Genomic DNA, 22,158 nt, shown 5'->3' with positions numbered 1-22,158 from the left:
AAATCTGTTTTGATTAACAATTTTTAATAATTATCGTGAAATAAAAATCTAAAATCCTGACTTACCAAAGGACTCATCCTGCTGGGTTTGTACTGTAGTTTGTTGTGTTTTTGCAACTACATATATATACGCTTCGCTAAGGGCTTGAATAAATGCGGATTCTTTACCCTTACCCTGCCACTGTTGATCCTGGGCGTTAGTAATGCTTGTACAGTTCTCTAACCAATTGATTCCCCCACGTTTGGCGATCGCCTCAGTCAGCCGGGGGTGTTGTTCGAGTTTAGCTTGAAGCACTTCTACCATTAGCTGGTATTCATCAACTGATGGATGCAACTGCTTTTGGTGATTAAATGCGTGTTCGGCGGATGCGTATGCTACCCCTTGAGGTTTTTGGACATGGGTTTCTACTCCATACTGCCCAGCAGGGGCTTCTGGATTATTGTTGACTGAAACTTGGTAATCGTTTTGCAGCTTGCCTTGTTCTTTGGCGAGTGCAGTGGCAAGACTTAGTGCTACTCCCAGCCCATCTTTGGAGTCGGGGCTGATATTTACTGGAGTTGCAGGTTGTTTTTGGATGGTTGAGAACGGAACAATTTTGCCATTGACATAATCTCCTAGTGGCTCCATCAATAAGCCATATACCTGACTCTTACTCGCTTGAGTTTGGGTAAGTTCTTTTGGTGAATGCTTCTCCCATCTTGCCCAAGCTTGCTGGTAACTTGGGTCTTGAATCATTTGGGTGGTAATTTTGTATTGTTTACCCACCCGAAAAGCAACTTGCTCGCCGTTTTTACCTTGGGCGATCGCAATATCTCCCTCTTTGATACCATAAGTTTTTTGGTAGTCTACACCTCTGGTAGTGTGTATCCTACCGTGTCCGCGCATAGCATTGATGGTTGTATCAACTGGCACTGCGGCAGCTTCACCGTGCAGATGCAGCGAATAAACCATTGGTACTGGTTTGCCAGATATAGTCGGGTTGTCTGGAATCTGAGGATTAGCAGCGCGTGCCGCAGTAGAATTGCCAATGGCGATAATTTCTTCGACAGTTGGTTGGTTTGAAGGGTGTGAGGGTATGTTTTGGATGACTTCTCTGAGGCTGGTATAACTGCGCTCTACTTTAATTTCTCCCCCTGGTGTCCACTCGTTAGCTTTAATGGTGAGGTCGTTGTTGCTTTGGACTACCGCACGTGGAGGTTGATTTGAGGTGAGGAAGTTCTCAAATTTTTGGCGAACGCTGTTTTCTCTGCCCAGATCATTTTTAATTGACCAGATGTTGATAGACCATCTGCCAGCCTCAGTATTCAGTGCAGCGTGTTCGTTCTTGCAGTTAAAGCGGGTTACTGTACCCGACTCAAGTTTAAACTCTTGGTATGGTGCGTCCTGATTCTCTTCCCTAGTCCATGCCATTCGTTCCTTAGCAGCACGATAGCCCCAGTCAGAATTTCTGATATTGATGCTGCGGGCTTCCGTCGCGGCGTAGGAGTCATCGCGGTGGTAGTTAATGCCAGCACCGGGGTTCTCGGAATAAGTTACCAGCACAATATCAGCGTCAGGATATACTTGCTTAACAAGTTCCATCAACTTGTCGTCCTGTACCCCTGGCTTGAAGTCTTTATCCTTCAAATCCCATTTTGCACCGATCCAGGCAACTTGTCTCAGTGGTGCATAGTTAGATTTGTCATTTTCAAGTATGGGTTTGAGGTGGGTTTCAAGATGTGATCGCAATTGTTCTACTTTTTCCTCGCTTACCTTACCCAATATTTCGATAGCTTTAGTTGGATCGGCTTGACGCGAGTTGGGTAGTAATATTGGTTGATTCTTAGCTTCTGATTGTGTATTCTTTACTACTTGTATCTCAACCGCGTTTTGATAGACTTGTGAAATTTCTGCAACTGTGGCGTTAGTATTCAATTGAATATTAGTTGTATTCTCTTCTGGTAAAGCTTTAGCAAGAACAATTGGTACTGGAAAATCTTTTTGATTGAGTTCTCTTGGACGGTTAGGAAGTGCTTGTAGAGTTTTTTGATACTCGCTATTTTCTGGAATATGGTTTAATTTTAAAAGACTACCTTCAGTTGCAACTTTTTCATTTAACTCTGCACTAAGCTGTTCGTAGCGGTCAAAACCATCAACTTCACCAATATTAATAGGTTTTCCAAGTAAACTATTAAATTCTTCATTTATTTTCTCACTAATTTCATTTTTTTTAAAAATAAATGTAGCTTTGTTACTCTCAATCAAATAATAACTTTCAGTAGACTTTGATTCTAACCAAGTGGCTACAGCGATCGCGTCTTGTGCGGGAACTACTAATCCAAAAGCTTCTTTAGTTTCTAACTGCGTTCCATCGGGAGAAGTATATTGTTGATTTGGATTATAAAAATATACAGTTTGTTTGGGAATAATTGGAGTGGGTTGTGACGGTGTATCTGCACTTTTGATATGACCACCAGCACGGTTAATAAAGGTTTGTCTTAATTCGCTACTGATAGTACTTTCATCAAGTATGAATACAGTCATTCCTATTTTGGCTTCTAACCGAGCTTGTGATATAGGAAGCTGTTCGTATGATACTCCTACTTTTTCGAGATACTTTTTGGTTTTTTCAGCTATATTTTCATCAACTGCTAATCCTAAAAACCCGACTAATTTTTGTTCTTTATCTTGAAACATGATTGTAGGGCGTTCGTTAATTTTACCGAGTATTTGGTTGCGTTTTTCTTGCTGCTCGGTTCTGACAGGCTTTTCATTACTTATAAGCTGGCTGCGTTTAACCCATTTGTCAGGGTACTGTACTGTTTCTGAATCAATAATTATTTTACACGTACTTTCATTACTGGTAATCTGTACAGGGATAGTGGTTCGTTGTTGGTTTGGGCGAATAATACCTGTATCAATTAATTTTTGTACAGTGCTAGATTCTTTTCTTTGCCACTGTTTTTGTATATTCCCTTTATTTAAATCAGCTTCGAGACGTTCATTATGCTGACCAATAATACCGAGTGATTGGTCGCCAATTTTAGCAATATAAACGTGCTTTTTATCAAATGCCCTAACCAAAGTTTCTTGAAATGCTTGGTTGTTAATCTCCTGTTTTTTGTATTTTGGATTCGTAATATTAATTCGTAACAGATTGTTCTGAGATGTTTCTGCTATAGCATAGGCATTTTGTCCAGTGATGATAGTTTGAATTTTAAGCTGTAAATGTTGCCCATTCCCAGGCTTTTCTGCTAGCCAGCCTTGGGCAATGCCTTCTTTAATTGATTCTTTATCAATATTGCCTAGTTTTTCAGGTTTATTGCCATTTTGGAAATAAATAGTATAGTCTTCCCGAATCAGGTCAACCTTTTCGATTGTTAACATTGCAGGTTCATTATTAAACCTTTGGGAATTTCCAAACTTATTAACTTCGCCTACTTTGAAAGTGAGTTCTGGTAATCCGGGTACTTTGGTTGTAACAGAGGTGGTGTATACTTCACCTTTTTCAACACTGCCAATAGCAATAGTACCAATTGGTAGCCGGGCATTACTTTGTTCAATATTTCCAAATGATTCGTAATTACCCTCTTGATTCTGGATTTCAATTACGCTTTTTCCATCTTCAGCTAAATTAAATCGAATGCTCTGAGGTTGCTTTTCATTAAAAAACTCACTATTCCGATCAAACCCAGTGATACTAAACTCGGTAAACTTGAGTGTATCTAACTGACTGATAATCTCTTGAGGAAAGGCAGCAAAGGCGAAATTAGAAACTTTATTTTGGCGATCGCTACTTTTATCATTACCAGTCTCACGAGTAGTTGATACTGCCCAGGTGGCAGCTGCCATTGTTAGCTTTTGGTCTTCTGGAATCGAATTATAAAATTCCTCTGCTACTTCGTAAGCTCTTTGGTAAAGAAGTTTAATTTGACCTTCGCTTAGTTCAGGCTGGAATGATATTTTATTAGATTTTATTTCTTGTCCAAACGTAATTCCTATCTCTTCGAGTTGATTTTCTTGCTCTCTCGCCAGTGTTCCTAATTTTCTAAACTTGGGTTTACCATTCTCAGTTTCACCGTTAATTTGAGCATAAACTAAATATTTATGCGGGCGGTTATTGTTGCGTTTATCTTCGGATATTTCTGATACTTTTATCGTAATTGTGTTAGCTTTCCAGATAAATTCATTATCATACTGTAGAAGATTAGTTATACTTACTTGATTACTACTAGCAAGGGTAATATTTGCAGACGGCCCTTTTTCAGTTTCTTTTTGTTTAGATAACTCACTTGCTCGGTTGAATGATTTGTCGAATTCTTTTTTGATGAGGATAGCTCTTAATCGCTGTTCATGAGAAAATTCAACCCCTTTAAATAAAGCTTGAAATTGAACGATTTCACGCGATTCGAGACGAGCTTTTTCAAAATACTGATTGGTTTGAGCAATTACTAACTCAACAGGTGAATATCCCGTCGGTTGAATTATATTGTCAATATAGACATCTTTCTTCTTATCCTTAATATAGTTGACTTCCCGGTGAAGAATCCGACTATTGTTGCGAATAACTTCAATTTCAGGTTTTTTGGCACTCTTGAAAAGGTCAACTGCAATTTGATTTTGAAATGCTGCCTCGGCAATCATTTCACGGTACATTTGGGTATTAATGTTCATCGCCACTAGTGTATTGGTGGGTTCTTGCCCAACAGTTTTGATGAACTCTTCCATGTAACTGCGATACTTGCTTGGAATCTCCTTCCCTTCAATACCCTTGGATTTTGCCCAGGCTTCTGTTTTGAATAAATCTTCGTAGTGTTTGGCTACCTGCTGTACGTATTCAATTTGGTCTTTCTCGCTACCAAAGCTTTTCAGAATCGTAATTTCTGACTCTAACGCCTCAATTGCGGTAAGGTGATTGTTGATAACACCCACACTAATGCCATCGCTCATGTGGATGGCGATTTCCTCAAATTCTGGCTGACTGCCATCTTTTTGGTAAAAAGATTGTTTTTTAAGTTTGACAGTTGGAGCGTAGGCGTTTTCAGGAAGGTTGCGCTCTTTTGCTTCGGTGGTGAGGTTAGGATACTTGGTTGCCCGCTCGAAGCCGATACAATCACCATCGTAGTCGCGTGCTTGACGCTCTTGTTCGGACTCTTGAGGGAGAATCTCTAATGGATAACCTGCTGATTTTAGTTCTAAAATATACTGATTAAATTTGTGAGTAAACTCGATTTTATCTTTAGTTTCGAGCTTACTGATACTTTGGTCTAAGTAATTTTCAATACCTTCTAACTGGATATTTTTTCCTTGAGCTTCTGGCAGGATAGATTTAATTTGCTCATTGAGGCGGTTGTAGATGCGATCGCTTGTTTCGTCCGAGACAGCGATCGCACCAGCGAGAGGTTGACCATCAGGCCCAAGGATATCTTCTACAATTTTGTTAGTTGAGACGCACAGACCATTTGAGTTGAGGAAAGGGGAGCGGAAGTTGAGAACTTCTTCGTCATCTTGATAATGCGGTATGGAAATTTCCCCATTTTGCAGGTCTTTGGAGGGAATGACCATTGCTCGCTCAAACGTTAACGTCTTGCCGATGGCTATTTCTTTCCACTCATTTTGGACGAACCGGGCGAGTTCGCGCTGTATTTTCTCAGTTTCAAGAAGTTGGCCATCTCCTTGCAGGTCAGCTTTGATGAGTTTGTAAATAAACGAGTCAGTAGCAATGCGATCGCGCAAAGTTTCTAACTCTTCTGCTAATGTTGGATCTTCTGCTGCTTGTTCTTCTAGTGTGGTTGCTTGTTCTTCGAGAAAGGCTTTCCGCTTCTCGTATTTTTCGCAGTAAAGTTGTGCAAGTTGCCGAGGATCATCCTGTGCTTCTTTAAGCTTTTTGGCTTCAAGTTCTAGCTGTTCAGTAAAGTCTTTCAGTCCTTTAGGGAATGAAGCGAGTAACTGTGATATAGCTGTTTTGCCGAGTTCAGATTGTGATTTTTCACCTAGCCAGATATTTTGTCGGTACAATCCAGGTTTAATTTGAGGCTTAGTCGGGCCATTAGGATTATCTTTATCAGTTCCCTTGAACGCAGATAAGGGAAGAATTAGGTCAATTTTAGTTGAGTTATTGGAGTCTTGATAATTGAGGATTTGCTCAAGGTTAGCAGGGCGTAGTGTACCTTTACCAAAGCGATATTTATTATCATCTCCGTCTCGATCAGTCCAACCGAAACGGTGCTGAATTACTCGATATTTATCACCTTTTTGATGCTTAGTTAATTCGTGATACAGTTCTTTTGATATTTGTCCGTAACAGTCTCCTGTTAACCGATATGCTTGGTCATTACTGATAATGCCGCCATTTTCACCACTATTATCATCAACTATTAGGATGTTTAACTCTTTATTGACAGCATTTCTACATGAACCAAGAAAGATAGACCCGTAAGCACCTCTATCTTTGTTATCAGGGCATAATTGCCTAATTGTATCTAGACCTTCTTCGGGGCCATATAACAACCGAGTTTTTGACGATAGTAATAATTTATGACCTTCAGGATGATTAATTAATTGTTCTACAGTAGACTTTTCGTCCATATGCCCGAACGAAAAGTTTATCCCAGGAAAGAAATATTCTAGTAGAGTATTATTAAGTTCTTCCTTTAACAGCGAATCTGGATTATTTGTATTACCATCTGTATGAATCCATTGATTTAATCTAGTGTCAAAATGTTTAGCTTGAATTGTCATATATGAACAATTAAACTTATAAAATTAAATATAAATTTTCACTTTTTGGCACTAAAATACCCGTAGAGTTTAATTTTACTTTCTCTATACTGATAATTTATTAAACAATTTTCTAATTTATACCAACAAATAGCTATATTTTTTTATACCCTGAAATATAATTATTACTGAAAAATAGTTCCTAAAGACTTAATTCAATGTAGTCTTAAAATTTAAGTCGAAAAAAATATACAAACTTTTTGATTACTTCTTGCTTAACGCTAAATCAGTAGTAACATTTTTCATGTTTGCCATTGTGGTTATATTTGCAGTTTGGGACAGAAAGCTAAATTAGTGTGGCACCACCTTGATAATTTTATGCCTCCCTAATTTTTTACTCTCCTGTTGTTTTTCGATTTTAAGTGCCTCCTTTGTTCTAGCTATTATTTTTATTTAAAGTAACTAGAACAAAAATAAAACTGCCTAAAAGCTTGACTTCTCAGTATATTGAGCAAGATTCAAGTAGGATTTTTATATAAAATACATAATCTTGTATAGTGCTGTAGACGTTCTGCGTAATATTTAGCTTTAAATTGGTTCTCTAATTCTTCCAATTTATATGTTTCCATAGGTTCTAAACCCAAATAATTATGATACGCCTCATTAGCTTCATTAAGAACACTATAAGATTTATATGATGCTTCATTTTTAACCATAAACTCTATCAAGCTTTCTATAGTGCTACCCTGCCAATAATCTGAAATATTATCTTGAAATTTTCCTCTTTTAGTCGATGTGGCATCACTCCATAAATCACCAAAAGGTATATCTTGATTTTTAAATTGTTTGAGCCATTCTCTAAAACTTATAGTCATTTTTCACTTCTCCCTAGTCAGTTTTTAGCCTGTTGGCATACCTATCAGAGCGATTTGATTGTAATCGTCACGTCGCACTGGTAGATAAAGCAGCTTTACACATAATCCTGTATTTCAGGATTTATATTTTGTGGCAGTAATGAAGTAAATTTTCCCATTTTGCTGGTTTTATTAGTCGATGGATATAATTTCATCGATGTTGAAAACTTCAACTGTAGCATTTGGACTGTTCATATCTGTAGTTTGTTCGAGTAGACGTGTTGCTTCCTCAAGCAATGCGCTTGCGTTCTGAAGCAGTGTTCGCATCTGGGTTAACTTATTCCGCCGTTCGATACCAAGTTGTGCTTCTATATACCGCGCATCATCATGATGGCTGAGGTGAATTACCCGTACTTGTTGTTCTTTCTCTGAAGGTGCAAATATTGCGTTTTCGGCAGTTAGTTTATAGTATGAGTACCTACCACTGGGGCGTTTAACATTGTAGATGTGGAGTTCGCAACTAGGTGGTGCGATGTACTGTCCGTCGAAGTTAGTAAATCCAGTACGAATATTATCTAATGTGGTGGCGATCGCCTCGACGGCGGAGACAATACCTAACGATTCTGGTGACTGTGGGCAACCGCGCCTCATCAGCATCATAATGGCAGCAGAACGACGAGTCAGGCGAATTTGTTCTTGATACTGGCGCATTTGTTCTTCCCGGATACGAACAAGTTCGAGTTCTTCATCAGGGGTTAGTTCAACCGTACTCCCACAAGTTTTGTAATTTAAGCAGTCGCCAGGGTCTATGCCTGGGTGCAGCATCATACTGGCACAGTCAAATCCAAGTCCACATTTTTTCTTGGGCATGGGTTATCCTTTTTTGTTCTAGTTACTTTTATAATTTTATATAGCTAGAACAAAGAGGCTTAGGCTTATGGGCGAGATAAACGATGTTAGAATTTTTGCGCCTGAGCAAGATATTGCGTCGTGGCAGTCGTTGTTTGAGAAGATGGAAGCGCAGGGACTGGTTGAAATTGTCCAAAAACCAGATAAATTTTATGAAGTCAGGGGAAGTGAGAAACTTAAACGAGGGTATTTCAAGATTAAGCTGTTGCGCTGTGATTTATAAAAACATTTGAGTGTCTTAGCTAATAAATATGGTTAAACTAAAAACCCAAGAATATATAGCCAAGTACAGTGCTGAGTTTCCTGACGGAAGAATTAATCGTGAGCTTCCCTTCCCCACAGATACAATATCTGTAGTTTCCGATCCCAAAAATTGGCATTGTTATCCAGAAAACGTAGTCAGGATTTACTTGTCTAATTATGGGCAAGAGGTTTGGGTGGTGGGAGTAGGAGATTTTCAGCACCCAACTATTTGTAACAGAGTGTTTGAAGAATTAGATGACGCTTGCAGCTTTATTGTTAATCGTCCTGATGCTATTTCTAAACAGTGGCTTGTTGAAAGCGGATTCGATTTTTTAGAACCTCCTGTATCAAAAGCTGAACGAATTGGTTGAAGTTGGCAATCGAGCGAATAAAATGAATAAAATTACTCTTCTCTAAAAATAAGATTAGAAATTATGTCAGAATACATTCGTCAAAATAGTTAGAAAAAATAAGTGTAAATTTATAAATCAAACTATTAATTATACTGAGGTAATTCTGTATTCTGGCTCTTGGCTTATGAGTACTGAATTCTTACTATATTAAGAGAAAATTATTGCTGACTTGCCACCAATTTTACAATTGTATTTTTTTTAGTTTAGGATTATTCTTATAAGTTTAAATTTTTCTCACCAATAGGCTCAAATAGCTATCATACAAACTTCTTGATGTCCGGCAACTGCTTGTTCCCAAGTTGAATATCTCCAGAATTTACCACTATATTCACCTCCAAAAACCATAGTTTCAAAAAGCTGTGGTTCTTGATTCGGAAAATTAGAGTAATCCTTCCCTAAAAAGATGGTAGATACTCTTCCCCACGAAAAAGTATCTAAAGCTACTTGTATATTGTTCTCATTTTTCCGCCAATTAGACCATTGCTCAAGACTTTCGGGCTTAATAGGCTGTTTATTTTCATCTAGTATATAAAGCTCATCAAGTATATCCATATAATTTCTAAAATTTTGTGTCATAAGATAATCATCGGACAAACTTATGTGTATTGTGTACAGTTTATCACCTCAGTCTTCGTGCGCGACGTAAAAGTAATCTATCGCCTAGGCAACTGTCTTTATTGTGAGAGTTATGTTGTCAGAATTATATTTTAACAGACATTGCAGAACTGCAAAAATGCAAAACAATGTAAAATTGTTATATTACTTTCAACATTTATGACAAAAACAAGAGTTATGTCACAAGAAAGTAAAATTATAGAATTAGCTAACTAATTTTGGAACAAAATCTAACTTCTGATTATGTGCATAGATGAAACGATAGCATCTGATATTAAGGAAGCTGTAGCTAGAGTCTCTTGCTATTTAGATGATTTTGGCAGTCATATTAGCCACTTAAATTTTTCAATTGAAAATTTAGAAGATTTAAAAGAAGAATTTGCAGAAGGAACTGATAAAGATTCAATCGATACTTATTTGTACATTGCATTATCCCGAATAACATCTACTAAAAATCGACTAGAAGAAGATATTAAAATTATTAAAAGTTACTTGACTTATTTTATTGAATTCTCTAGTAAAATACCTGAATTTACTTAAGATTATGAAAAAAATAAAATCAAAAATAGACAAAAAAAATAAAAGTTATGCCTAAAAAAGATGTCTGGGTAGTATTTGGTCACTTTCTAGATTTAAATTACTATTACGTATCAAATACTGAATGGACTTTTGAAATAGAAGAAGCTTGCTTATTTAAAACCAAGGAATTAGCCGAAAGCACAGTCAGTAGGCTAAAAACTTATGAGAAAAAGAATCTAGACTTTCACGGAATCAACCCAGATAGCTTGTCTGTTGAACGCACCCGCCTTGAAGTTAGCAAATTTCTACATTTTACGGTTTAATTTACCTCTAATAAATATAAATGCAAAAAATTGTACTTTTGATGGTTAGACACCAATAGACAAAACAATTTTTTATGCCCTACAAATCCACAAATAGCTGCCCCCAAATTTACATCCAGCTTGACAAAGAACCTGGATTGCTAGACGAAATTTTTAAAACCTAAACTGTTTAGTTTGCACTTGGTGACAACTTCGCCAACAGTGTCTTAGCCAGTCGTACCCCTAATTCTAAGTAGATTAAATTCTCTCTATCTACAGATTTTCTATTGCTCAATACCTGTTTGCGATCGCTGTTGATTGATTAATGCTTGTTGGGTAAAGAAACGTAAACTTTCAATCTGCTCAATTTCGTTTGTGGTTAGTCGAGTTGGTATCTCTTCGTACCAGGTTCTCTGACTGTAGCAGGTTTGCATCACAGGAGTATTATCCCCATGACGGTAAACACTCAGAGTATTGCTATCTAAGCTGGCACTCAACTCCCGTCCTTTGATACGGAAGTTATTGGTAATAAGCATATAGTCAGTGATTATAGAAGGCAAATGTTTGAGAGTAGAAGGCAGAAGGTTAAGAGAAGGAGGAACAGGGGAAGATTGCTCTTCCAGGAATTGTTTAGCAGTGAGACCATTTTCTTCTGAAATATCCTGTTGTGGGTACTGTTTTTGGGGATGCGGCTGAACTTTTTTCTTAGTGTTATTTGCTTCCGAAGTGGCGTTATATTCTAATTTTGGTTGTATTATCGAAATCTCACTGGAATAATTACTGTTTAGTGTATATGTACTAACAAGTGTTTTGGAGTTACTATCGGTATCACCATTGCTATCACTTGCACTGTTGGTAGTAGTTTTGTCACCATGTAAGTAATTATTATTACTTAGTATATTGCAATTTATGCGGTTAATTGCTCTGGCTTTAGCTTGTTGAATTACTTCTTTATCTTTATCTGGATCGTACATTATTCCATATTCAGACCGCAGTTTGTTCCAGCTATAAGGTTTGTATACTTGATAACCTGCAATTTTGACATCATTATGAATGTAGGTAAAGCCTAGTAGTTCTTCCCCCTGCATCTTAGGCAATACTCCAATGTTATTTTCCTCCAGGCGTTGAATGAACGTAGAGACGGTGGGACTATCCTTAATAGCTTCTCCTATTGCTTGGCGAATAATTTCCTTACTGGTTGGGGTTTTGTGCTTACTGTTGACTGCTCTAATGCTTTTTGATCGGTTGGGGCTGGTAAGTGTAATTATTCCGTATTCTTGCTCTAACTTAGAGGCCACAGCTTCATTTGTTGTCGGTGTTACTTCCAATCCTAGTTCCGCCGCGATGCGTCTAGTTGAGACTTGGGAGTTGAAATAATCATAGGAATCATTAACTAAACTACCATCTAACCGAATCCGGGAGGCGATTATGTGCAGGTGTTCGTGGTTGCGATCGTGGTGGCGTACTGCAACGAATTGACTGGTAGCTCCTACAGATGATTCTTCCTTGGGTAAGTATCCCATATCTTTGAGATATTCTCGTGTTACATAACTGTACTGACTGTCCGATAAATGCTCGTGGTAGTTGGGGCGGTGTGCGATTGAGATGATGAGGTGAGCGCACTGCCGTTTAACTGCTTTGTTGGTGTACTTGATGTTGAGAAACTGCTGATTAAATTCATTTGGCCTTGTTCCCATCATATTAGTATCGACAATCGCAGCATCATCTTTGCCCAACACATATTTGAGCGTGTCGAGAAAGTTGGGTTTTTTATAGATGACAGGAATCAAGTTGAGGTTAGAGTTTAGTAGCTAAGAACGTTTTTCCAACCTAGCAATTCTACTTAGAAACGCAAAGAACTTGACTGTAAAGATTTGAACAAAGTTTAATTATTGCCTAATCTCAACTAATATCAATAAACAAAATAGAGATTTATCGCTTCTTAATTTCTCTACTTTCTATATATATCAGCACTTGTATCGAAATATTCAAATTTGAATACTTCGTTATTGATTAGTATAAGTTCTCAACAAGCTTATTTTTCTATTTCTTGGTTGTGTACAGGATTCCCAGCGTCTTGTTTAGAGCCTGCGATCTCTATATTAAATGCAGCAGCAATAGTTTTATCTACGAGTGCGATCGCAATTTCGACTTGGTTAATAATTTGTTGGTTGTTTGTTTCCTTGGCAAGGTGAGATAACATCATCAGTTCGCTTTTGAGGGTTCCTGCCGTAGCACGGATGGTTATTACATCTGCGGGTGGTTTTGCTGCTAGCACTCGTCTTAACCCACATGAACGTAGATACTCAGATGCCGTTTGTCCTGTGGCGGTGGCTTTCTCCTCAATGGCGTTTTTTTCTTCCTCAAAGACGTATACCTTAACTAATTTGGTTCGTTTAGCAGGCCTATTTACCATACCTTGTTTAATCATTGGACTGGGGGAAGTATCACGCTTTTCTGTACTGTGCCAGGGAACTCGACAACCAAAAGTTCCACTTTTCTCACGCACACTACCATTGCGGATAATATAGCCGTTATCCTTGGTATAACTGACATTGCGGCTATATGGCTCTCGTAATAGTACTGCAACTGCTGTGAAATCGCTTTTACAAGCATTATGCTGTTAGGGTCGAACTATGCGATCGCAGATTATTCTCTATGTAAAAATACTTACTTTATTATAAAATCTAGTCTTTATTTCCTGTCCTTAACTAGAGAAGGAGAATATTGTGTTTTTTGTTAAAAATAATACATATTTTATTTATTGTAGAATGCTGAGAGCCGTGCAGTAATCGTGCCATTGTAGTTATAAAAAAGATTATCAGTCAATAATCAAGTGTGCGATCGTGAAATTTTACCTAAATATATAAACTTAATTTAATGTATAAAATCAACTGAAAATGATTTGTTTAAAATTGAGGCGTATATTAATTGGCTTAGGCTTATACTACAACTTTGTATTTTTGTAGCATGTAACAATATGAGTCGTATAGAACTTATTATCAATTAATTGTAATTATTGATAATAAATCTAGGTTGAAATAGGCCCATTTGCCATACCTTGTTTACTAGTCTGATTGCACCAAGTGCGAGGGTAGGACAGTAGAGTGTGCGGTGAGTAAGGGAAAAGTAAGCAGAGAGTAAGCGGTGAGTACTAGGAAAGTGCGTGTGCCTTATGTAGGTCTAATTTAAATGGAAAAAGTATACTAAATCAATAATTTAACTAATAAATAGAGATTTTTTGCCACTTAGTCAGTGAGTACTCGGCAAGTTGCGGGAGAGTACTGAGGAAGTAGCTTGGCGCGTACAGATATAGTAATTTTAGTCACTTCTACATTACTGGAAATGTTCATTAAGCCTATCGAATAAGTGGTTTTAATATTACTAATTACTACAGTATGTAGTATAAAATTGGCTAATTGTAATTTGAGTTAATCAGGTTAAAAGTTGAGATTGTTTTATTACTGTTGATTGTTGTAACTAACTCGGAGGGGGGAATTATGCCAAGGAAGGTGCAATCAGATTATGTAGAATTGTCAGTGGCAAGAAAGAAAGGTTCTAGTGAAGCGAGATTGTTGCAATACCTGAAGGACAGTGAAAAGGGAGGGGGGGATATGATAATGGAGGCGATAATTCCTCTCTATCTCCCCTATATGCTCTACTCAGAGGGTGTAAGGGGTGAAAAATTATCTTCGTGCGTATTAGACGCGATCGCGCAGTTGGAAGTACAAATAATTAAGATGAAACGGGCTTTCGGGATGGAGGGACTTGCCCAAGTAGTGCTAGTGCAGCCTTATGGTAGTGGACTTCCCACTTCTGCTGCAACTACCACACAACCTCATGGTAGTGGAGTTTTTTCTCTGATAGCTGCAACTGATATTCAGGCTCAAGCAGAGAAGAGTGCGAGTTTTTTTACGGGCGTAGTTTCGACCGATGATGTTTCTGTTTCATCAGAGGTGCCGCTTGTTGTGGAGGAACAGTCTTTTCAAGAGGAAGATTTGGATGATTTCTTCAATGATGATGAAGATGATGTGATTGCTAAAGCAGAGATAGAAGTTGATCCGGGATTTCGTTTAGAGTAAGGAAACTGTATCCAGCGATCTCATTTGTAGATTGTCCACCCTATAGATTTGGGTATCAAGGTGGTGAGGTCATCGTCTGCGCTGCAAAAAAAAATGGATGATAATTGTAAAATTTTTTCTAAGACAGGGTAATACTGCTGTAAAGTAAGCCTTTTTCCATACCGAGTTAATACTTATAAAGGTTAAATTGTAAGCAATAGCAGAGATGAATTGAAACCTTTATATATGCCCAAAACTAAGGAGAAATCAGATTTAAAAAAGATAGTAATTACGATTGACATGGGTGCAAGTAAAACCAAGGCTATCGTTCAGGAGTATCCAGAAGGAAAGCCTGTTGTTTTACTTTTAGACTCAGAAATAGCAGATGTTGCTAAAGCCTCAGTTGAAAGCGTCCAACCTGAAGGTAGTCCTGAATCTCGTGCTTGGGTAGGGATAGGCGATGAGTATTTCGCCTTGGGGGAACTTGCTCGTCGTCGGTTTGGGGGTATATCGCAACTGAGGGAGTTAAAATACGAACTAGCAATCCCCAAAATTTGCGGAGCATTTTGGCTGGCTAAGGAGAAGTTGAACCTGGGTAATGATGTTGTAGCTTACTTGAGTGTCCTGCTGCCGCCAGGTGAAGTGCAAGATAAGGAACAGTTACAAATTCGGTTGAAGGATACGTTTCGGGGGTTTGATACACCAGCAGGTAAGATGCGGGTGAAAATGCTTCGTTATGATGCAGCTTCTGAAGGTAGTGGAATATTTTTCCACCGTAGGCGAACGCTTGGCGATCGTGTACCTGTTTCGATGTACGTAATGCTTGGTTATCGCAACGCGAGTATTTTCACCTTTCGGAGTGGTTCGATTGGTGCAGGAATAACCAGCAATTTTGGTATGTCTTGGTTAGTAAATAATTTGATTTCCAAAACATCGGGACTAAGCCCTGATAATTCCAATATTATTGAGGTACTGATAGAAGCTGGAGCCAGTTGTGACCCCCAGGTGATGCAAAAACTCTCACGCAAGCGCAAAGGTGATGAGATTCAACTTGATGGAGAGTCGATGTCCAAAGCTTTATTACTTGCTAGAGACGAATATTGGCGTGTGATCGCCAGGTGGTTGCGCTCGAAGATGGATGAGGATATTGAAGAACTGGTATTTTGCGGAGGAACTGCGGATTACATTCGTCCTGAAATAGATGCTTACTTCCAGAAAGAGGGGATTAAAGTATCCTGGCACGCTAATATTTTTATACCTGATGAAATATCTTCTGGTATGGGCAATCGGATGGCGGATGTTTGGGCTTTCCACCAGCACATGATTATTCAGTTTGATAAGTTAACTGGTTATATACGCTCTGAGGTTGTACCGTTAAATAAATCTGTTGAAGGTAATACAAATAATACAGGTGAAGAAGTCAAACGTAAGTATAACTTTACGCCTTGTGAGCGGCCTAGTACCTTTATTGCTGTAAACGAGAATGTTTGATAGGTTCAGGCAAAAATAAATGTAGTAAAAAAAGAATCAGCTAGAGTGAAGTACTGCATAAAACAGTACTTTCTAACTGATTCTATGAGATTTTAGTATGGCTGTTGCTCTAGCATTTGGGAGCAATCAACGTGAGAATTGGTAATTTCTGGAATGTGCTGAATTACAGAGTTAATTTGCTCCATGTCTGCATATTGTTGTTCTCGTCTTTTGCGGAGTTCCCATGATTTACGGTTATAAGCTAACAAGTCTTCCAAACTCATGTTGAATTTGTATTTGGTGAAATTCAATAATTGTTCTGTGGTGTAACGACAATCTTCAGGACGACCAAAACAAATTTCAAACTGAAGCTTAAAAGCTTTCCAATCGAAATTGTCAGACCCCAGTTGCCGTTGTGATTCGCGTCCGTAAAGGTCACGAATTGAATAGAAAATTGTGTTGTATTTACGCACGTCGAATAATTCAATCTTGAATTGCTCCATTGTTGAATCATCGACTGTAGCAGCTTGAGCTTTAGTAGATTTATTAGCAGCCATAGTTGTTTCCTTGATGAGTGTTTCGCTTTTAGCTGCGTCAGCATTAGTCAAAAAAATAAATCCCACTCTGTATGAGCGAGATTTTCTGTAAAATCAGATTATTTGTGATTATTTTGCTAATAAACGTTCGCGTTGTAGCCAAGTACGTTTGTTGACTTCGAGTAATTCTTCTAAGCCTTTGTTGAAGTGCTTAATGGAATAGTCAACCATTTGTTGTATACTATATTTGGGGTTTTCGACTGAGCCGAATGTAGCAATAAATCTGGCTTTAAAAGTATCCCATTGTGTTTTATTGCAGTTAGTCTGTGACTGCGCTTGAATAGTTTTACCCCAGGTTTCTTGTAGCCCGTAGTAGACTGCTTTAAACTTACGCTCGTTGTAGTCAGCAATTTTGTAAATACCCATTGCGTTATCATCAATTAAAGTAACTTTTTTGGTTTTAGTAGCCATAATTTTTATCTCCTATGTGAGAGTTACTTCTTAAGGATTTGAGCGTTAGCTATAGTGCTTTCTCTTCTTTATTTGGACGTAAGTCCGTGTAAAAAATAACAATCGATTGATGTAGTTTAAAGATAAAAATCGCTGAATTCTCTTCCTTCTACTTTCAAAGAGTATTGGCAAAGGTAAAGCAGTAGCCAATGATTCTATGCTGACAGTTTTAATAGATTGTAATAAATTAATCAGGAGTTTTAGTAATAAATATTCGGTGCGTCCCAATTCTCGCTTGAGGTGTGTTTCATAGAATTCAGGTAATATTATCATTAAACAGAGCTTATTGCGAATGAATGCTATTTTGTTTTACCATAAGTTGCTACACTGATTGCCCTATATCCATTTCAGGGTATTTCGTCCCCCCTTAAGAACTGCCAATTACTACTTTTGTCGTATCAATTTATTGAAAACCTAAGACTATTGAAAGAATATAAGTAATTTTTTTTTAACTATAACTCTAAGCAATAGAAGAGTTAGAACAAATCAATTTGTCCCAACTTTGATAATTAAAAGACATATAGCAAGCACAAGAGGCAATGGTCATGAGTACGGTCATGAACCAACGGTTCAAAGTTGAAAAGACTTTAACCATTAATAAACCAGTAGAGGAACTTTATCACTTTTGGCGTAACTTTGATAACTTGCCACGGTTCATTAAGTATCTCAAAGAGGTGAGGGTACACGATGAAAAGCTATCGCACTGGATTAGCAAAGGATTCTTAAATGGAAGCGTTGAGTGGGATGTAGTCATTACCGAAGACCGAGAAAACGAATTGATTGCCTGGACTTCGGTTGAAGGCGCAGCAATTGAAACCTCTGGTCGCGTCCACTTCAAGCCAGCACCTGGGAATCGTGGCACTGAGGTAAAAACAGTCCGAGAATTTACCCCGCCTGGGGGTGCAATTGGGGCTGCGTTGGCGTTCGCGGAGCGTCTCGTAGAGAAGCCCGTCATAGACATCGCTAAATTATTTGGCGAAGACCCAGAACTGGAAATTAAAGAAGATTTACGCCGCTTCAGAATGCTGATGGAAGCAGGCGAGATTGCCACAACAGAAGGTCAACCGCAAGGTTAATAAATATTGCTATGAAATGTTTGTTGGTACGGCACTAACGATGTGCGGGTAGAAACAGTGCCAGACCCAAAAATAATTAACCCCCGCGATGCCATCCTCAAAGTTACATCAGCAATCATCTGCGGTTCTGACTTGCATATCTACAATGGCTACATCCCGACGATGGAACCGGGTGACATTATTGGTCACGAGTTTATGGGAGAAATCGTTGATATTTGGTAATGAAGTCAAGAAATTGAAAAAAGGCGATCGTGTATTGAAGGGCGAAGTCGATCCATCTGCTGTGTTCACGCATCACTTACCCCTAACAGAAGCCAAGCATGTCTTCGAGCTGTTCAACCAAAGAAAAGACCACTGCATAAAAGTTAGGTTACAGCCTTGAGTTGGGAACTGAGAGGAGCAGGGGAGTAGAGGAGACAAGGAAAATAACCACTGACAACTGATAACTAACTATCGACAAAGGACTAATGGCTATGAAAGCAGTTTGCTGGAACGGTGCCAACGATGTACGAGTAGAAACAGTACCCGATCCAAAAATCATTAATCCGCGTGATGCTGTTATTAAAATCACGACAACAGCAATTTGCGGTTCTGATTTACACCTTTATAACGGCTACGTCCCTACAATGGAAAAGGGCGATATCCTGGGTCATGAAATGATGGGGGAAGTCGTTGAAATAGGTAGTGCCGTCAAAAATTTAAATATAGGCGATCGCGTAGTTGTACCATTCCCTATCGGCTGTGGTAACTGCTGGTACTGTCAACATGACTTCTGGTCATTGTGCGATAACTCTAACCCAAACGCTTGGTTAGCAGAAAAATTCATGGGTTATTCACCCTCTGGTATTTTTGGCTACTCTCATATGCTAGGTGGCTACGCTGGTGGTCAAGCTGAATATGCCCGTGTTCCCTTTGCTGATACTGGTTTGTTTAAGATTCCTGATGGACTAACAGACGAACAAGTAGTGTTTCTAACAGATATCTTCCCCACCGGATATATGGCGGCAGATAACTGTAATATTCAGCCCGGTGATATTGTCGCAGTCTGGGGGTGTGGCCCAGTCGCACAATTCACAATAAGAAGTGCTTATCTACTTGGTGCTGAACGAGTCATCGCTATCGATCAAATTCCCGAACGCCTACAGATGGCTAAAGATCAAGGCAAGGCAGAAATCCTTAACTATGAGGAAGTAGATGTTAGTGAAGCCCTCAAAGAAATGACAGGTGGACGCGGCCCAGATGCTTGCATTGATGCTGTAGGGTTGGAAGCACACGGCACGGGTCTAGAAGGAGTATACGACGAAGTAAAGCAAGCAGTGCGTCTGGAAACAGACCGCCCCCATGTGCTGCGGCAAGTGATGATTGACTGTCGCAAAGGCGGTCACGTGTCAATTCCTGGTGTTTATGTCGGCCTTGTAGACAAAATACCTATGGGTGCTGCCATGAACAAAGCCTTAGTATTCAAAATGGGACAAACGCACGTTCATAAGTACTTAAACACGTTACTCGATCACATCCTAAATGGCAGGATCGATCCATCTTTCGTGATCACCCATCGTCTACCGTTAGATGAAGCACCCCGGGGTTACGAAATTTTCAAACACAAGAAGGAAAACTGTATCAAAGTTGTACTCAAACCATAAGGCAGGAGAAAAGACACGGAGAGTGGGAGACGCAAAGATGCAAAGAAAGAACTCTCCATGTCCCTCTATCTCCGCACGCAACTTCTCTCCGTGTCCTTCTAATCGATGATATCTCTATCGGATGATGGGCAATGAACGAATATCCCCAGGCACTCTCACTCTTGGTGTCCGTAATAATTTCCTGATGTAAAAAAGTTAAAGGAGGCACATAGCCAAAACGTTGACCTCGGACTTCAATAATCGTCAAAGTGAGATTAGAAAAAGCACGTAATAATCGTTCAGCAGTGGGTCTATCAGTTTGTTTTTTAGGGTTATCAGGATATGGCCCAGTAAGAGTTTTGCTCTGTGTGATAAGTTGTCGTCGGACAACAAACTCTATTATTGTTAGCAGTCGCAGCGCCAAACTCAATAAATGAATTAGCCCAGTCAGTTGGTCATCACGTTGCACAAACATTGGGGCAATCGAAAGTGACGCACCCTTGAGACGATGGAAGCCATGCTCGGCAATCCATTCGTCTCGATAAGTCAGTACGGCTTGTTCGATAGATAACCCTTTTTTATCACTCTCGACAAAGTATAATTAGGAGCGATCGCCAGTTTCCAAAAGTAAGAAAATCCCGCCGCGAATTTCTTAGTTTTATTTATCACAGCCGAGACTGATCAATGATTTTTCAAGCCAGTGTTGTGCATCTCTATTGTGTGGTTAAGGCTCAATAAAATACTTAACGTAACTTTCTACATGAATACTACTTAAATGCTACATTCTGTTGTTTTAACTTTACAGTTTTCTTTAAACTATAAATTATCTATCATATACACTCATACTCATTCTTGGCCATATTCCATATAAATGTAATGCGGTAAATGCTTCCTTATGCTTTTGCCAAGTTTCTTCATGAGTTGCCGACGATAAAAGCTCATCTTTGTCTTGTTCGCTAATTGGATATATATTTGACCCGATTAAGTACTTTGCTGCCCCAGAAAATCAAGACTTAGGAGTAGTCAAAGCCCTGCCAAAGACAGTCTCCAAGCTTGATTTATCGCCTTTTCCTGCACCCTCTTGACAAATGTGCAATTACCTTAACCTCTCACTGATGCCCCTGCCTTCTGTAGTTGATCCCACTGTTGTGCAACGCCAAATTTTTCACCTTCTCTGTCGTTTAACTGCATAACCGTAAGGCACAGGCCAATTAGGTTCTTCATCCAAGCTACAACGGGCATAAATCGACCAGTATGGATTGCGGAGTAATTCTCGACCGATAAGAACCAAATCTGCACACCCACGAGTAATTATTTGGTCGGCATACTCAGCCTCATTTATCAGCCCCACAGCTCCTGTCATGATCCCAGCCTCTTCTCGGATTTTGGCAGCAAAAGGTACTTGATAGCCTTTCTCCACAGGAATTCTGGCATGGGGTACTAAACCTCCTGTTGAAACATCGATCAAATCAACGCCTAGAGTCTTTAGTTCACGGGACAATATGATTGATTGCTGGAGATCCCAACCTCCTTCTACCCAGTCGGTAGCGGAGATGCGTACAAAAAGCGGCATCCCGTTGGGCAAAACATTTCGTACTTGCCTTACTACCTCCAGTAATAAACGCATTCGGTTCTCCAACGAACCGCCGTAACGATCTGTTCGGCGATTACTGAGTGGTGAAAGAAAAGAATGCAATAAGTATCCATGTGCTGCGTGGATTTCAATCACTTGAAAACCTACTTGCAGGGCACGCTGCGCTGCTGCAACGAACGCGAAGATCGCTTCTTGAATACCACGCTCATCGAGGGATATCGGTACAGGAGCGTTCTCTTGAAAAGGAATTGGGCTAGGTGCGACAGGCTGCCAACCTCCTTGTTCAGGTGTCAGTGGCGTACCGCCCAACCAAGGAACATTGCAACTTGCCTTCCTTCCAGCATGGGCTAATTGAATCCCTGTAACAGATCCCTGTTGGCGAAGGAAGCGCACAATGCGAGTTAGTGGCTCGATTTGCTTGTCGTCCCAAAGCCCAAGGTCGCCAGGTGTAATCCGTCCTTGTGGTGTTACGGCTGTCGCTTCAACCATAATCAGACCAGTTCCAATACTGCTCGGTTAAGGGAAAATAGATAGTGGAATAAATCATAATTTGTTCGCGTGTGTCTTACGAGAACAAAAACAGCTAAAAACGTTGCTTGTACCTGAAGGCACTCTCGAAAAATTTAATTGTCAATTGCTGAGAAGATTTTTAACCTGTTGAATTATAAATTCAGAATGAACAATTTACGGTATCGCCCAAATAATAGATGTATTCAACTTGCTTGACTAAAAATT

17 protein-coding genes and 3 pseudogenes are annotated in these 22,158 nt (G+C 39.2%); 9 read left to right on the top strand and 11 right to left on the bottom strand.

Annotation, left to right across the window (positions count from 1 at the left end):
• Positions 1–48: 48 nt before the first annotated feature.
• The 3 genes from VF06_RS35185 to VF06_RS35175 all read right to left on the bottom strand — a co-directional run bounded on the left by VF06_RS35185 (position 49) and on the right by VF06_RS35175 (position 8,423).
• Positions 49–6,720: a hypothetical protein gene (locus tag VF06_RS35185; protein WP_244918227.1), complete on the bottom strand. Its 6,672-nt coding sequence runs from the start codon at positions 6,718–6,720 to the stop codon at positions 49–51.
• A gap of 497 nt (positions 6,721–7,217) precedes the next feature.
• Complete coding sequence (locus tag VF06_RS35180; RefSeq protein WP_099071281.1) at positions 7,218–7,574, bottom strand: hypothetical protein; 357 nt, start codon at positions 7,572–7,574, stop codon at positions 7,218–7,220.
• Between the two features lie 171 nt (positions 7,575–7,745).
• Positions 7,746–8,423, bottom strand: a complete 678-nt coding sequence (locus VF06_RS35175; protein ID WP_099071280.1) for a hypothetical protein — start codon at positions 8,421–8,423, stop codon at positions 7,746–7,748.
• A gap of 67 nt (positions 8,424–8,490) precedes the next feature.
• Here VF06_RS35175 and VF06_RS35170 point away from each other — a divergent pair, with 67 nt between their 5' ends.
• Complete coding sequence (locus VF06_RS35170) at positions 8,491–8,685, top strand: hypothetical protein (protein ID WP_041457400.1); 195 nt, start codon at positions 8,491–8,493, stop codon at positions 8,683–8,685.
• A gap of 28 nt (positions 8,686–8,713) precedes the next feature.
• Positions 8,714–9,076 (top strand): hypothetical protein, encoded by a 363-nt coding sequence (locus tag VF06_RS35165; protein WP_099071279.1) that lies wholly within the window; start codon positions 8,714–8,716, stop codon positions 9,074–9,076.
• A gap of 288 nt (positions 9,077–9,364) precedes the next feature.
• Here VF06_RS35165 and VF06_RS35160 read toward each other — a convergent pair whose 3' ends face one another.
• Positions 9,365–9,694, bottom strand: a complete 330-nt coding sequence (locus VF06_RS35160) for a hypothetical protein (protein ID WP_099071278.1) — start codon at positions 9,692–9,694, stop codon at positions 9,365–9,367.
• A gap of 282 nt (positions 9,695–9,976) precedes the next feature.
• Here VF06_RS35160 and VF06_RS35155 point away from each other — a divergent pair, with 282 nt between their 5' ends.
• Together VF06_RS35155 and VF06_RS35150 are read left to right on the top strand one after the other, a co-directional pair.
• Complete coding sequence (locus tag VF06_RS35155; protein ID WP_099071277.1) at positions 9,977–10,273, top strand: hypothetical protein; 297 nt, start codon at positions 9,977–9,979, stop codon at positions 10,271–10,273.
• Positions 10,274–10,320: 47 nt separating this feature from the next.
• The gene (locus tag VF06_RS35150) at positions 10,321–10,575 is read left to right on the top strand and encodes a hypothetical protein (protein WP_099071276.1); all 255 of its coding nucleotides are present in this window, start codon (positions 10,321–10,323) and stop codon (positions 10,573–10,575) included.
• A gap of 263 nt (positions 10,576–10,838) precedes the next feature.
• Here VF06_RS35150 and VF06_RS35145 read toward each other — a convergent pair whose 3' ends face one another.
• Together VF06_RS35145 and VF06_RS35140 are read right to left on the bottom strand one after the other, a co-directional pair.
• Positions 10,839–12,344 (bottom strand): relaxase/mobilization nuclease domain-containing protein, encoded by a 1,506-nt coding sequence (locus VF06_RS35145; RefSeq protein ID WP_244918226.1) that lies wholly within the window; start codon positions 12,342–12,344, stop codon positions 10,839–10,841.
• A 245-nt stretch (positions 12,345–12,589) separates the two neighbouring features.
• Positions 12,590–13,063: a plasmid mobilization protein gene (locus tag VF06_RS35140; protein ID WP_244918225.1), complete on the bottom strand. Its 474-nt coding sequence runs from the start codon at positions 13,061–13,063 to the stop codon at positions 12,590–12,592.
• A gap of 1,111 nt (positions 13,064–14,174) precedes the next feature.
• Here VF06_RS35140 and VF06_RS35135 point away from each other — a divergent pair.
• Positions 14,175–14,636: a hypothetical protein gene (locus tag VF06_RS35135; RefSeq protein WP_257208155.1), complete on the top strand. Its 462-nt coding sequence runs from the start codon at positions 14,175–14,177 to the stop codon at positions 14,634–14,636.
• A 225-nt stretch (positions 14,637–14,861) separates the two neighbouring features.
• The gene (locus VF06_RS35130; RefSeq protein WP_099071273.1) at positions 14,862–16,106 is read left to right on the top strand and encodes a ParM/StbA family protein; all 1,245 of its coding nucleotides are present in this window, start codon (positions 14,862–14,864) and stop codon (positions 16,104–16,106) included.
• Between the two features lie 92 nt (positions 16,107–16,198).
• Here VF06_RS35130 and VF06_RS35125 read toward each other — a convergent pair whose 3' ends face one another.
• The 3 genes and pseudogenes from VF06_RS35125 to VF06_RS43185 form a co-directional block, all read right to left on the bottom strand.
• Positions 16,199–16,693: a hypothetical protein gene (locus VF06_RS35125; RefSeq protein ID WP_244918224.1), complete on the bottom strand. Its 495-nt coding sequence runs from the start codon at positions 16,691–16,693 to the stop codon at positions 16,199–16,201.
• Between the two features lie 57 nt (positions 16,694–16,750).
• Positions 16,751–17,092 carry a hypothetical protein gene (locus tag VF06_RS35120; RefSeq protein WP_099071272.1) on the bottom strand — a complete coding sequence of 114 codons (342 nt, stop codon included), beginning with the start codon at positions 17,090–17,092 and terminating at the stop codon, positions 16,751–16,753.
• A 117-nt stretch (positions 17,093–17,209) separates the two neighbouring features.
• Positions 17,210–17,398: pseudogene (locus VF06_RS43185) on the bottom strand (IS4 family transposase); the annotation flags it as partial.
• Between the two features lie 278 nt (positions 17,399–17,676).
• Between VF06_RS43185 and VF06_RS35110 the strand changes: the two are divergent.
• From VF06_RS35110 to VF06_RS35100, 3 genes and pseudogenes are all read left to right on the top strand, one after another.
• Positions 17,677–18,207 (top strand): SRPBCC family protein, encoded by a 531-nt coding sequence (locus VF06_RS35110; RefSeq protein WP_244918223.1) that lies wholly within the window; start codon positions 17,677–17,679, stop codon positions 18,205–18,207.
• A gap of 42 nt (positions 18,208–18,249) precedes the next feature.
• Positions 18,250–18,466, top strand: a pseudogene (locus tag VF06_RS43180) (alcohol dehydrogenase catalytic domain-containing protein); the annotation flags it as partial.
• Positions 18,467–18,680: 214 nt separating this feature from the next.
• On the top strand, positions 18,681–19,850 hold the full coding sequence (locus VF06_RS35100) for a zinc-dependent alcohol dehydrogenase (protein ID WP_099071270.1): 1,170 nt from the start codon (positions 18,681–18,683) through the stop codon (positions 19,848–19,850).
• A 169-nt stretch (positions 19,851–20,019) separates the two neighbouring features.
• Here VF06_RS35100 and VF06_RS43640 read toward each other — a convergent pair.
• A pseudogene (locus tag VF06_RS43640) lies at positions 20,020–20,409 on the bottom strand (IS1634 family transposase); the annotation flags it as partial.
• Between the two features lie 585 nt (positions 20,410–20,994).
• On the bottom strand, positions 20,995–21,930 hold the full coding sequence (locus VF06_RS35090) for an NADH:flavin oxidoreductase/NADH oxidase (RefSeq protein WP_371411477.1): 936 nt from the start codon (positions 21,928–21,930) through the stop codon (positions 20,995–20,997).
• Positions 21,931–22,158: the final 228 nt, after the last annotated feature.

The sequence above is a fragment of the Nostoc linckia z4 genome, from assembly GCF_002608075.1.
Taxonomy (GTDB): Bacteria; Cyanobacteriota; Cyanobacteriia; order Cyanobacteriales; family Nostocaceae; genus Nostoc; species Nostoc linckia.
The sequence above is the reverse complement of the archived record's forward strand: the minus strand, read 5'-3'. Positions and strand labels throughout refer to the sequence as shown.